Source organism: Blautia sp. HCN-20427 (assembly GCF_037890365.1).
In the GTDB taxonomy this organism is placed as follows: domain Bacteria; phylum Bacillota; class Clostridia; order Lachnospirales; family Lachnospiraceae; genus Blautia.
Genome location: NZ_JBBKBX010000013.1, coordinates 41,033 through 54,782, shown reverse-complemented (window position 1 = coordinate 54,782; position 13,750 = coordinate 41,033). Strand labels below are relative to the sequence as shown.

At 42.2% G+C, this 13,750-nt stretch carries 13 protein-coding genes; all 13 read right to left on the bottom strand.

The window, feature by feature from the left end:
• Window positions 1-5: 5 nt before the first annotated feature.
• The 13 genes from WKT17_RS09485 to WKT17_RS09425 all read right to left on the bottom strand — a co-directional run bounded on the left by WKT17_RS09485 (window position 6) and on the right by WKT17_RS09425 (window position 13,651).
• Window positions 6-821, bottom strand: a complete 816-nt coding sequence (locus WKT17_RS09485) for an ABC transporter permease (RefSeq protein WP_173747897.1) — start codon at window positions 819-821, stop codon at window positions 6-8.
• Window positions 822-924: 103 nt separating this feature from the next.
• Window positions 925-1,230, bottom strand: a complete 306-nt coding sequence (locus tag WKT17_RS09480) for an AzlD domain-containing protein (RefSeq protein ID WP_173747899.1) — start codon at window positions 1,228-1,230, stop codon at window positions 925-927.
• Window positions 1,227-1,931, bottom strand: coding sequence for an AzlC family ABC transporter permease (locus WKT17_RS09475; RefSeq protein ID WP_173747901.1), 705 nt, complete (start codon window positions 1,929-1,931; stop codon window positions 1,227-1,229). The genes WKT17_RS09480 and WKT17_RS09475 overlap by 4 nt, the downstream gene beginning before the upstream one ends.
• 83 nt (window positions 1,932-2,014) lie before the next feature.
• The gene (locus WKT17_RS09470) at window positions 2,015-2,278 is read right to left on the bottom strand and encodes an HPr family phosphocarrier protein (RefSeq protein WP_173747903.1); all 264 of its coding nucleotides are present in this window, start codon (window positions 2,276-2,278) and stop codon (window positions 2,015-2,017) included.
• A gap of 22 nt (window positions 2,279-2,300) precedes the next feature.
• Complete coding sequence (locus WKT17_RS09465; protein WP_173747905.1) at window positions 2,301-3,584, bottom strand: CdaR family protein; 1,284 nt, start codon at window positions 3,582-3,584, stop codon at window positions 2,301-2,303.
• The gene (gene cdaA, locus WKT17_RS09460) at window positions 3,562-4,461 is read right to left on the bottom strand and encodes a diadenylate cyclase CdaA (RefSeq protein ID WP_173747907.1); all 900 of its coding nucleotides are present in this window, start codon (window positions 4,459-4,461) and stop codon (window positions 3,562-3,564) included. Before cdaA ends, WKT17_RS09465 begins: the two co-directional genes overlap by 23 nt.
• 69 nt (window positions 4,462-4,530) lie before the next feature.
• Window positions 4,531-5,565, bottom strand: coding sequence for a hypothetical protein (locus WKT17_RS09455; RefSeq protein WP_173747909.1), 1,035 nt, complete (start codon window positions 5,563-5,565; stop codon window positions 4,531-4,533).
• Complete coding sequence (locus WKT17_RS09450) at window positions 5,562-5,993, bottom strand: hypothetical protein (protein ID WP_173747911.1); 432 nt, start codon at window positions 5,991-5,993, stop codon at window positions 5,562-5,564. The genes WKT17_RS09455 and WKT17_RS09450 overlap by 4 nt, the downstream gene beginning before the upstream one ends.
• Window positions 5,994-6,084: 91 nt before the next feature.
• Entirely contained in the window at window positions 6,085-6,798 is a 714-nt protein-coding gene (locus WKT17_RS09445) for a ComF family protein (protein WP_226853476.1), read from the bottom strand.
• Window positions 6,795-9,023 (bottom strand): SF1B family DNA helicase RecD2, encoded by a 2,229-nt coding sequence (recD2, locus tag WKT17_RS09440; RefSeq protein ID WP_173747912.1) that lies wholly within the window; start codon window positions 9,021-9,023, stop codon window positions 6,795-6,797. Before recD2 ends, WKT17_RS09445 begins: the two co-directional genes overlap by 4 nt.
• Before the next feature lie 34 nt (window positions 9,024-9,057).
• A complete protein-coding gene (locus WKT17_RS09435) occupies window positions 9,058-10,053 on the bottom strand; it encodes a rod shape-determining protein (RefSeq protein ID WP_291681484.1) in 996 nt (331 codons plus the stop codon).
• A gap of 88 nt (window positions 10,054-10,141) precedes the next feature.
• Window positions 10,142-12,982, bottom strand: a complete 2,841-nt coding sequence (uvrA, locus tag WKT17_RS09430; protein WP_173747916.1) for an excinuclease ABC subunit UvrA — start codon at window positions 12,980-12,982, stop codon at window positions 10,142-10,144.
• A gap of 249 nt (window positions 12,983-13,231) precedes the next feature.
• Entirely contained in the window at window positions 13,232-13,651 is a 420-nt protein-coding gene (locus tag WKT17_RS09425; protein WP_173747917.1) for a CBS domain-containing protein, read from the bottom strand.
• Window positions 13,652-13,750 lie beyond the last annotated feature (99 nt).

The following is a 13,750-nucleotide window of genomic DNA, read 5'->3' as shown; positions in this document are numbered from 1 at the left end:
ACAGCTTATAATACATCTGCAAAATGTGGTTTCAGTCTCTTAAAGATAAGGGTTCCCAGTGCAAAAAGCACAATCGTCACACCCCAGAAATAAATTCCCCATTTCCAATGAGCCGTCAGCCAGGTTCTCCCCAACATAGAGTCACGGTAACCGGAAACAATATAATACATAGGGTTAAATTTAAAAAGTTTCATCAAAAGCGGATGTCCCTCCAGCATAGCTAAATCCCACATAATAGGTGTCAGCCAGACTCCTACCTGAAGAAAAATATTGATAATTTGCGTCAAGTCCCTGAAAAAAATCACAACAGCGCTGGTTGCATAGGACAATGCCAGAGCCAGCATAAACGTACAGAAAGAATAATATATCAGCTGTAATGTATGCAAAGTAGGTGTGTAACCGTAGCAAGAACTGATAATCAGCGCAAACGCTACGAAAAATCCATGTACAAACAAAGCTGAAATAACTTTTACCATTGGAAGAATACTTATTTTAAATACCACTTTCTTTACCAGATAATTATATTCCAACAGTGCATTCGTACCTCCGTTTAGTGCATCCTGAAAAAAGAACCAAGGTACAATTCCTGAAATCAGATACAACACAAAGGGATAATTGGATGCGTTCCCTGCCTTTAAACCCACACTGAATACAAACCAGTATACCAGAATCGTTACGATAGGCTGTACAAAAGCCCAGACAATCCCCAGATAAGACCCTGCATATTTGGTTTTAAAATCATTTTTTGCCAGACTGAATACCAGTTTTCTATTATGAAAAATTTCCGTCGGTAATTCTAACGCTTTTTTTATTTTACTCATCTTTCCTCCTGATTCTTTCCTATCTGAATCTCATTTCTGATTTTCTCTGAACGATATTCTAGTTTACACTATTTCCCCTCAGAAATCAACCAAAGCCACCTTCTCACACGATCTCCATTATCCGCTCTGCCACAAATACAGCCACGCAGGAAAACAAAGCCACAGTCACCAGACTTTGTTTCTTCAGCGCCAGCAACACGGCCACTGCAAATCCAGCTAAAGCTGACACCGGAGATTGCGTTGCATACAAAATGGCCGGAAATGTCATAGCCGTCAGACATGCATATGGAATATAGTATAAAAAAGAACGGATATAACTATTCGAAATCTTCTTCTGAATCAAAGTCAGCGGCAGCATACGAATCAGATAGGTGACCCCTGCCATGACAAATATATATGCGTAAATCATGATGCTTCCTCCTTAATGGGAAATAATACAGCCCCAATTCCCGCAGCCAGTACGGTGCAGATAATCATGGAAAAACCGGAAGAGATTTCTTTTAATCCCGGCAGATAGTAAAAGGCCGTGCTTAAAACCAGCGCAGCCACCGTCACAAGGGCCACTTCTCTGTGCTCTTTTGCCATAGGCACCACAATAGCAATAAACATACCGTAAAGGGCTACTCCCAAAGCGCTGATAATATCTGCTGGAAGCAGCGTTCCCGCCACAGCACCGGCCAGAGTGCCGCCTACCCAGCCGGTAACCGGAAGCAAAATCAGACCATACATATAAAGTTTTCCCACCGTCCCCGGCTTTGCACTGGCCACTGCAAAAATTTCATCGGTGTTTCCGTAAGCTATCAGCATACGGTTGCCTAAATTCACCGAAGAATCCAACTTCTGAGACAGCGAAAGGGACATCAGCGCGTAACGGATGTTTACAACCAGCTGTGTCAGCGCCATTTCCATAAGAGAAGCGCCGGACACAATCACGTTTAATCCGGCGAACTGCCCTGCAGAAGTCAGATTGAAAAGAGAAATCAACACCGCATGAAAGGGCGAAATTCCGCTCTTCACCGCCATCATACCAAACGTAAAACTCACTGAAAAATATCCCACACAAATGGGAACGCCATCTTTTAATCCATTTTGTATCTTATTATGTACCATCTTCCCTCTCCCGTACACCTTCCTGTCTGTTTTTCTCTATAAAGAAAAGGACTATCGCTCAAAACAACAGCCCTCTCCTCTTCTTATTCTCCCAGTCCACTTTCAATTGCATGCACTAATGTTTTTAAAGCAAGTTCTTCATCTTCGCCTTCACAAATTAATTCTATCTCATTTCCGCATTTTATACATGCACCAAGCACACTCAGCACACTTTTCGCATTTGCTGTATTTCCCCTAAAACGAAATGTAATCAAAGATTTAAATTTCATGGCCTCTTTGCACAAAAGCCCTGCCGGTCTCAGATGCAGTCCGGTTGGATTAATTATTGTTACCATTTGGCTAACCATAGCTTCACTCCCTGTTCTCTTTCTATTTTTCAGATGCCTCAATCAGCGCTACTTTAACCGTAATATCCTCTACCAGTTCATACCCTTCCGGCAAAGTAACTGTTACCGGCAAAGTATTTTCTCCTGCCTTTGCGTCCTTTAAATCAATTTTCATCTGAATATCATCGGTCTTCAGATTATCCAAATCTTCCTCTTTTGCTTTAATACGGGCTACAATCTTGTCCGGTTCAAATTTGTAATTCATATTTTCCGGTTTGTTCTCCACTTTAATCTGCGTTGGCGAAACCTCGTAATCCCTGCTATTATATGGCAATATCTTTACAGTTGCAATCACCGTGCTGTTAATATCTCTCGCCAGCTTCATATTTTCAGGAAGCAGTTCGCTGATATCCACTTTCACATCAAAGTCTGAATCCTTTCCGGAAACATCAATGTAACTTGCCGGTATAGTCAGTGTATTTCCCTCTACTGCCAGCTTCTGTAGCGCTTCATCTGTTCCGGCCAGACTAAGGGTTTCCGGTACAACACTAACGGAATCCACCTCATAACCATATTGGGGGGAACCGCTGTACTCTGACCCAATTTTTACATTCTTCTGCACTTTCCAGAACTGTGCCTGAATTTTTATCTTGTTGTCCTGAACACCTGCCAGATTCAAATAAGACAACTGTTTTTCTGAAAGCTCGTCCTGATTCTTATCATAAATTTTCAGTTCAGAATCCAACTCCACATTGCTTTCTTTCATACCTGTAACATCTATTTTTGCCACAACTTTATCAATTTTATTTATAATAGATTCCGGTCCTGAAATCGTCACTTTTTCAGGATTAGCCTGAAGGCTTCCCACTTCATAATCTTTATCCGGTGTTGTATCCCCTGTATTGACAGCAATGGTTTTTTCCACGCTGGTCTGGTTTTCAATGTCTACCTGAATATTTCTTGGTGTCACCGTAATATTGTCATCTGCAATTCCTTTGCAGGTAACTTCTACCGGCACCATTTTCGGCGTTGCATCCATGTATATCTGTGTCATATCTGCCTGAGCCACAATATCCTCTTTTTTCAGTTCCTTGATAACACTTTCCTCTGCTTTTATTCTTACCTTTACCGTATCATCACCGTCTATCAATAAAGGAATTTTCATATTGTTTGACAAATATGATTCATTTACCAAAGTTACCGGAATATCATAAAAAGTCTGCACAATCACAGGATCCTGAACATTTCTGACTATAAGCCAGATAAGAACAGCAATTGCCAGGGAAAGAATTTTCAGCGTAAATTTATTCATCAGACTTTTTTTCATTCTTCATCAGTCCCTTCCAAAACTTTCTTTTATGTTTTAGTTTTTCCTGCTTCACATTATTGTTCTGCTCTGTTTTCAGAATCTCCTTTAATTCCTCTTTTGTAACTCCTACCTGAAGTCTTCCGCGATTGGCCACAGAGACCCTTCCGGTTTCTTCTGATACAATAATGGTGAGAGAATCGCTGACTTCACTGATTCCCACACCAGCCCTATGTCTTGTACCCAAATTTTTATTCAGTTCCAGATTATCTGACAGAGGTAAATAACAGGTAGCCGCCACGATTCGGTCTCCCCGCATAATGACGGCGCCATCGTGAAGAGGAGTATTATGTTCAAAAATATTAATCAATAGCTGACTGCTTATTAAAGAATCCAGATTGATTCCGGTTCTGATAAATTCATTTAAAATAGTATCCTCTTCAATTACAATAAGAGCACCTGTTTTTACCGCTCCCATTTCAAAACTGGCTCGCACAATCTCATTCACGGTTCTGTCGCTGAACCGACCCGGTTCTTCCTTTTTATTGCTTTCGAAAGGAATCAGGGTACTGACTATTTTCTTATGCCCCAGCTCTTCCAACGCCTTTCTGAGCTCCGGCTGAAAGATAACCAGAATCGCTGTAATCGCATACCCGCCTGCATTGTACACCAACCACAAAATGGTATTCATCTGCAAGAGATATGCCGCAAAAGTAAATATCAATACAATTAAAATTCCCTTTAAAAGAGAATAGGCTCTGGTATTTCTAATCCACAACATGAATTGATAGACAAATACGGCAATCAGCAGTATTTCTACAACATCAATCCATTTTATGGTAGAAAAGGACGAAAACGCCCCAAAATAATTTTTCAGAAAATCAAAAATTCTGCCCATTTTCTTCATCTCCCCTTTCTTCAGCAAGTTTTCATATCCTACTCTGTTTCAGAGGCAGATAACCGGGTTTTATAAGTCTTTCAGAGATTCCTCCAGCTGTTTTTCAAAGTCAAAGTTTTCCTCGTCAACTCTCTCTACTGGAATTGCATCATCATCCGGCTCTTTCTCCGGTTTTCTGTCATAATCAGATGATATGGTTTTTATGCTTTTTTCTTTCTGTGCCACATAAGATTTCGGGACAGCTTTTACATAATATACGTATTCATCATCTTCAAACTGTGTTTTTTCACTCCTAGAATAGTCCACACCCAAAACTGCAAATTCCAGTACAAATCCCACGATAAGGGACAACACTGCGGACAAAATCACACTTCCCATATGGACATTCACATTAAGGAACATGCCTCCTAATATCATAATCACAATATAAACTATAGCTCCTACTCCATCAGCCACTCTCCAGGAATAGTCAAAAGAACATCTGGAAATCGTATACACCAGCATCAGAACTACAGTAAAAGCCAGCACATTCAGCCACATTTCCTGATTTTTCATTAAACCATCCAGCAGAATCTGCAGCTTCTGAACAGCCTCTGTTTCTTTCCCCTGCAAAACTGTGCTCTTGTCCTTTACTATCTGCATAAAGAAATACAAAATCACACCGCACACGGAAGGAATCGCACAGGTCGGTCCTTTTAAAAGCCCTCCGCCAATGGGCACAGCCGCCGGAATATGAAAATGGAATGCCGCCGGAGTCAATACCAGCGCCAGACTATCCTCAGAGGTAAAACGCAGGAACAAAATCATCAAAAGTACAATCAAAAGTACTGCAAAGCCTGCCACCTCAATTCCTACGGAATAACAGTGCATAATAATCAATACACAGCCTATCACCGTCATTACGTTAATCGGCAGTACTGCACAGATAATTGCCAAAATCAACACCACAAAAATATTGTCCAGCTTTTCCATAAATCCAAGACTGGAATTAATACTGCTAAACAACAAAAATGCCAGTAAAAATTTAAATACAGAAAGAAGCAATACATCATGCTCACTGTAAAAGTCTTTTATTTTCTGCTTCAACTCCAATAATACTGTCATGCTTTTGTTCTCCTCCCTGTAATTCTTCCATTTCGCCTTTCTTCTCTGTCATAGGCTTTTTTCATCTGGGTAAGTCCCTTGTAATATTCCTGGATTCCCTTCTGGGCCTTTGCATATTTCACAGAACAATAAATATACGTCAAAATACTGTATCCCACTACCATAATAATATACAGTCCGATAATCTGTAACGCCATAAGCGCCAGATTCATTTTATGAATATTCTCCATCAAATACTCGCTTCTGTATCCAAAATAAATCAACAGCAGCAGACCATAGGCTATGGTTGTCAGAAAGAAGTTTTTAATCAAGGCCAATCCTATATAATCACTTCTATAATAATTACTTATGGCAAGGTGCTTTTTTCCTTCTCCTGACTCATAAAGTGCCAGTTTATGCATTTTTTTGATTTTTTGGTTATTCAGCATAAAATACCTCTTTCCAAATTTCTCTTTTTGAAAAACTTATAATCATACATACTGCATTATAGCATATTCCTGATAATCGAATCAAGACCTTTCAAGTATCTGCTCCCATAGCTATGGTGAGAAAAAACACGTTTTCTGCCCCATTTCTTTTCAAAAGTTCTGCTGCTGCTTCTATTGTGCTTCCTGTAGTGTATATGTCGTCTACCAGCAGAATTCTTCTGTATCTGTTTTCTCCTTTAAGAAAAAAGGCATTTTTCATATTCTGCTTTCTCTCTCTGTAATCCAGTTCTTTTTGTGGTCTGGTATTCACTTTTCGTTTCATGAGACGGCTGTCCACTGGAATACATAAGGTTTTCCCCAATGCTTCTGCTATAAGTTCTGCCTGATTATATCCTCTTTTTTCCATTCTCTTTCGGTGCAGCGGAATGGGAATGATAATCTCCACACCCCAATTTCTGATAATTTCACGGGAATAAACTGCTGCGATTTGTCCATAAAAGCTTCCATATTCCTGGCGCTTTCCGTATTTCAGTTTAAACAATGATTCCTGAAGAACTGAGCCATAAGGAAAAATTCCAATCCCCTGGTCAAAAAGACGTGTTTTTCTGCAGTCTTTACAATATTCCTGTTCCTCTCTCTTTAAAGGCTTGGAACACCGGAAACATCTCGGCCCGGTAATGGGCTTTAACTTTTCCCTGCAAACGTTGCAGATTCTACTTCCCCCTGGCACTGCGATATCATGACAGACCGGGCAGCGCCTTGGGTACAGCATATCTAAAAATAACTTTCCTGCTTTTCTAATCAATAACTCTCCTTTATACGCAAATCCAGCGTGGTATATCTGCTTTGTTCCATCTGGTTATTTTCCATCTCAATAAAGGTTTTCTCATCTCCCACCAGCGTCACACATTTTCTGGCACGGGTCACTGCCGTATAAAGCAGATTCCTGTTCATCAACATTCTGGGGCCATGCAGAAGAGGAATCACCACAGCCGGGTACTCACTTCCCTGAGCCTTATGTATGGTAATAGCATAGGCCAGTTCCAACTCGTCCAACTGCTTAAAAGAATATTCTACAAATTTTCGCTCGTCAAATTCCACGGTAACGGTTTCTGCAAAAGTATTAATTTCTCTCAGAATTCCTGTGTCTCCGTTGAAAACACCCACACCCTTTTCCACCGGAATCCCATAAAGACCTCTTACTTCCCATTCAATCTGATAATTGTTTTTAATCTGCATAACCTTATCCCCTTCACGGAAAAGGCCATTTCGGTGTTCCTTCTCTTTTTTCCCGGTCTCCGGCGGATTCAGATACTGCTGCAGAATAACGTTCAGTCGCTCAACCCCCAGCAGCCCCTTTCGCATGGGTGTCAGCACCTGGATATCATAAGGCTCTGCCTGGACAAACTTGGGAAGTTTTTTCTGTATGAGCGTAATCACAACACTGATAATTACATTTGCATCATATCTTTTCAGAAAAAAGAAGTCCATGCTTTTATTGTCCAGCGTTACCGGTACACCTTGGTTAATCTTATGTGCATTCACCACAATATCGCTCTGAGAAGCCTGACGGAAGATTTTTACCAGTTCTACCACTGCAAACTTCCCGGAGGCAATAATATCTTTCAAAACGCTTCCAGGCCCTACACTTGGCAGCTGATTGACATCTCCCACCAGAATCAGTCTGGTGCCTGCTACTACCGCCGAAAGCAACGCATGCATAAGGAATATATCTACCATTGACATTTCATCAATAATAATAACGTCTGCTTCCAGAGGATTCTGTGCATTTCTCTCAAAATGAACTCCTCCGGAAGATTCCTCCGGCATACCCGTCAGTTCCAGAAGTCGGTGAATCGTTTTAGCCTCATAACCGGTAGCTTCAGTCATACGCTTAGCCGCTCTTCCCGTAGGCGCTGCCAAAGCAATATCCAGTCCCTCCATTTCAAAATACCGGATAATCGCATTAATGGTTGTAGTTTTTCCTGTTCCTGGCCCTCCTGTGACAATCAAAAGACCATTCTTTACCGCTTCCACCACTGCCATCTGCTGCTTTTCATCTAATTCTATATTCTCACTTTTCTGAATTCTTCTGATTTTATCCTGAATCACCCGCTCGTCCGCCGTATCTTTCAGATTCAGTTCATGAAGCATCTGGGCTGTATGCAATTCCGTCTGATAATACTGGCTCGCATACACCATTTTCGCTTTTCCTCTGGCTGTTTCAATCTCTTTTATAACGATTTTTCTGTCAATGGAAAGGTCTGCAATATGTTTTTCCATATATTCGGCCTTTACGCCCAGCAGCTGTTCTGCTCTCTCTAGAAGAAGTCGCTGTGGAAGGTATATATGTCCTTCTGCTGTGGACTGAAGTAATATGTACAGAAGACCGCTTCTGATACGATAGTCCGAATCTGTATGAATTCCAATACGGGCTGCAATTTCATCTGCCATTTTAAATCCCACACCCGTAATATCCTCTGCCATCTTATAAGGATTTTCTTTCAAAATACGATACATATCCTGTTTATACTGCTGATATATCTTTGCTCCCAAAGTCTGCGATATGCCGTAATGCTGCAAAAACATCATGGCTTTTCGCATATCCGATTTTTCTTCTACCTGCTGTGCAATTTCCCTGGCCTTCCTATCACTGATTCCTTTTACTTCTGAAAGCCGTTCCGGTTCTTCATCTATAATTCTGAGCGTATCATCTCCGAATTTTCTCACAATCCTGGCAGCCAAAGCCGCCCCCACACCTTTTATGGCTCCTGAGCCGAGATATCGTTCCATGGCCTGGGAATCCTGGGGAACCACCGCTTCATAAGCATACACAGAAAACTGCTGTCCATAAGAAGGATGTTCCGTATATTTCCCTTTTGCCCGAATATTCTCCCCCTCATTCAAATACTGAAATATACCTACACAGGTCAATTCTTCTCCGTCTACGATTAAGCAGGCAACTGTATATCCATTGTCCTGATTACGGTATATAATATGGTCTACATAGCCTTCTATAGTCTCTTCCACGTTTTTTCCCTCTGTTTTCCCGACTTTCTGCTTCTTACAGCCTGCCGTTCATTTTGCTCATCAACTCCATATACTGACCTGTACCAATTGCTACCGCCAGCGCCGGCTCTTCAGCCACTACTGTGTTGATGCCTGTTTCCTCTTCTATCAGTTCTTCCAGACCGCCCAGAAGTGCACCGCCTCCGGTAAGCACAATCCCTCTCTCAGCCACGTCAGCTGCCAATTCCGGCGGTGTTTTTTCCAAAATACTGTGTATGGTTTCCATAATCTGTGCAGATGCATCTTTCAAAGCTTCTCTGATTTCTTCGGAAGTCAGCGTCACGCTTTTCGGAAGTCCGGTAATAGTATCTCTTCCTTTTACTTCCATATTTTTTGTCTGAGGTGAGGCATACACAGTTCCTATCCGAATTTTAATATCTTCTGCAGTGCGCTCACCAATCATAAGATTGTGTTTTTTCCGCACATATCTGGTAATTGCCTCATCAAAATCGTCTCCTGCCACTTTTATAGATGTAGAAACCACCGTGCCGCCCAAAGAAATCACCGCCACATCTGTGGTTCCTCCGCCAATATCCACAATCATATTGCCGAAAGGTCTGGTAATATCAATGCCGGCGCCAATCGCTGCCGCAATTGGCTCCTCAATAATGGACACTTCTCTGGCCCCTGCCTGATAAGTAGCCTCTTCCACTGCCTTTTTTTCCACCTCGGTAATACCGCTGGGTGCACAGATACTGATACGCGGTTTTCGAAATGCTCTCTTTCCGATGGCTTTGGAAATGAAATATTTCAGCATTTTTTCCGTAACCTCGTAATCCGATATCACACCTTGGCGCAGCGGACGAACCGCCACAATATTCCCCGGTGTCCTTCCTATCATCTGACGAGCTTCTTCTCCCACCGCTCTTATTTTATTATTCTCCTTATCATATGCAACCACGGAAGGTTCCTTTAAAACAATTCCTTTACCCTTGGCATAAACAAGGATACTGGCTGTTCCAAGGTCAATTCCAATATCTGATGCTGCCATTTTACTGCCCCTTTCCTAAACCATCTAACCGTCAAATCCCGGTTTCTTTTTCATTATATACAACTTCCCCTTTATTGAAAAGGGGCAATCATCTCAAATATTTTGACACATATTGACCCGTATAGGAAAACGGATTGGCTGCAACTTCTTCGGGAGTTCCCTTAGCAATCACAGTTCCTCCCTTATCTCCGCCTTCCGGCCCGATATCAATAATGTAATCCGCTGTCTTTATTACATCTAAATTGTGCTCTATGACAACAACCGTATTGCCGCCCTCAGAAAGACGCTGCAGAATCTCTATCAGCTTGTGAACATCTGCAAAATGCAGCCCTGTCGTCGGCTCATCCAAAATATAAATGGTCTTTCCTGTGCTTCTCTTGCTCAGTTCAGACGCCAGTTTAATTCTCTGCGCTTCTCCCCCGGAAAGCTCGGTAGAGGGCTGACCCAAACGAATATAAGAAAGCCCTACATCATAAAGTGTCTGTATTTTTCTCTTAATGGAAGGCACATGGTCAAAAAATTCCAGCGCTTCTTCCACTGTCATATTCAGTACATCATAAATGCTTTTTCCCTTATATTTTACTTCCAGAGTTTCCCGATTGTATCGTTTCCCATGGCATACCTCACAGGGTACATATACGTCCGGCAAAAAATGCATTTCTATTTTCAGAATACCATCACCACTGCAGGCCTCGCATCGTCCGCCTTTCACGTTAAAACTAAACCTTCCCTTTTTATATCCTCTGGCCTTAGCATCGGCGGTAGCAGCAAACAAATCACGAATCTGGTCAAAAACTCCGGTATAAGTGGCTGGATTAGACCTCGGAGTCCTTCCAATCGGAGACTGGTCTATATCAATGACCTTATCTAACTGTTCTACGCCCTCAATACACTTATGTTTGCCCGGAATAATTCTGGCTCTATTCAGTTTTCTTGCCAGACTTTTATATAAAATTTCATTTACCAGGGAACTTTTACCGGAACCGGAAACTCCGGTCACACAGGTCATAATCCCCAGAGGTATCTTCACATCAATATTTTTCAGATTATTTTCCGCTGCTTTCCGAATCGTTAAAAACCCTGCGGGTTTTCTCCGCACAGAAGGCACCGGTATCTGCAGTTTCCCGCTTAAATACTGTCCGGTAATGGATTTAGGATTTTGCATGATTTCCTCAGCCGTTCCCATGGCTACCAGTTGTCCGCCGTGTTCGCCTGCTCCCGGTCCGATATCCACCACGCAGTCAGCCGCCCGCATGGTATCCTCATCATGCTCTACCACAATCAGTGTATTTCCCAAATCTCTTAAATGCTTTAATGTAGCCAGCAGTTTATCATTGTCCCTCTGGTGCAGACCAATACTGGGCTCATCAAGAATATACGCCACTCCCACAAGGCCGGAACCTATCTGGGTAGCCAGACGGATTCTCTGAGCTTCTCCGCCGGAAAGAGTTCCTGTGGCTCTTGCCAGTGTCAGATAATCCAGTCCTACATTCACCAGAAATCCGACTCTGGCCCGGATTTCTTTCAGCACCTGCTCTCCGATTATCTGTTGGGTAGGGGTCAGTTCCAGATGATTGAGGAATTCCTGCAGGCATTCGATGGACATAGAAGTAACCTCATGAATATTTTTATCTCCCACAGTCACAGCCAGGGCTTCCGGTTTCAGACGCTGTCCCTTACAGGAAGGACACGGCGTAATCCGCATAAAACTTTCATATTCCTGCTTCATCGTATCGGAACCGGTCTCACGGTAACGCCGCCCCACATTCTTTACAATTCCCTCGAAAGCCACATCATAAACGCCTTCTCCTCTCTGGCCTTTATAATATACTTTCACCTCTTTTCCATTGGTTCCGTGAATCAGCACATCCTGGATGTGCTGAGGATAGTCTTCAAAAGGCGTATCCAAATCAAAACCATATTCTTTTGCCAGCGCGTCTAAAATGGCCCTTGTAAAACTGCCTTTGTCCGTGCAGGACTGCCACCCCATAACCGCAATTGCCCCCTGGGAAATGCTGAGGCTCCTGTCCGGTATCATTAAATCCACATCAAATTCCATACGGTACCCCAAGCCAAAACAGGAGGGACACGCACCAAAGGGATTATTAAAAGAAAAGCTTCTGGGCTCTATTTCATCAATACTGATACCACAGTCCGGACATGCGAAACTCTGGCTGAAATTTATCTGTTTTCCATCCATGGTATCCACTACAAGCCTTCCCTCTGCCAGATTCAAAACGGTTTCTATGGAATCCGTCAGCCTTTTTTCAATGCCTTCCTTTACAATCAGACGGTCCACTACAATCTCTATATTATGCTTGATATTTTTATCCAGCTTGATTTCTTCGCTGAGTTCGTACAGATTTCCGTCAATCTGTACACGCACATAACCACTTTTTCCAGCCTGCTCCAAAAGTTTGGCATGGGTTCCTTTTCGCCCTCTTACCACAGGTGCCAGAAGCTGAATTTTCGTTCTTTCCGGCAGCCCCATAATATGATCTACCATCTGGTCTACAGTCTGTTTCCGAATTTCCCGCCCGCACTTGGGACAATGGGGAATCCCCACACGGGCGTAGAGAAGTCGAAAATAATCGTAGATTTCCGTAACCGTTCCCACGGTAGAACGAGGATTTCGGTTGGTAGATTTCTGGTCAATGGAAATGGCAGGAGAAAGTCCCTCAATACTCTCCACATCCGGCTTCTCCATCTGCCCCAGGAACTGTCGGGCATAAGAAGAAAGTGATTCCATATAACGTCTCTGTCCCTCTGCATAAATAGTATCAAAGGCCAGAGAACTTTTACCGGAACCACTGAGGCCGGTAAGCACTACCAACTCATTTCTGGGAATATCCACGTCCAGATTCTTCAGATTGTTTTCATTCGCGCCTCTTATTTTAATAAATTGTCTTGCCTGCATTTTAACTGCCATAGTCTTTTCTCTCCAATAATATTTATCTTTATCTGCTTCCATCCGTTTTATTCGTAAAATAACTATATCATATTTCGAGGTCTTTTACAAACATTTGTTCTGTTTTTTAATTCACAAAAATCCGGACAGAAAACAGCGAAAAACTGTGTACTTTTTAATCCCGCATATGAAAAGAAACTGCCGCATTAAGGGCAGGTCGGGAACGGAAATACCTCTTCCTGACTGCTGTTAATACGACAGCTTTCTATTTTATACTTTTTGCTGCTCTTTCGTTCCTGAAGAACAGATATACTGCATAATATCTCTTCTCGTCACAATTCCAATAAAATTTTTCTGGTCATCGATTACCGGTACAAAATTCTGACGCATGGCCTTATCCAGCAAATCCTCCATGTCCGAATCCACCCGCACCGGCGTATAGTCTGCCCTTCTCTTAAAAGAAGTAATCGGCACTTCCTCTGCACCTTTCAAATTCAAATCTCCGCGTTTTTTTAATCCCCACAATAAATCGCCTTCTGTAATCGTCCCCACATATTTGCCTTTTTCGTTAATAACGGGTATGCAGGAATATTTATGGTATTCCATTTTTTCAAGCACCTGTCTCAAGCTGAAAGTATCATAAATATAAGCTACATCTACTTTGGGGGTAAGAAAAAATAAAATATTCATGGTGTTCCTCCCCTGTTTTCTCCCTTTATTCTGCCACACTGCCACAGAGAAATCCAGAACAAAAGCATTAAACTTTATTAAAATTCTATAAAGTTGTAT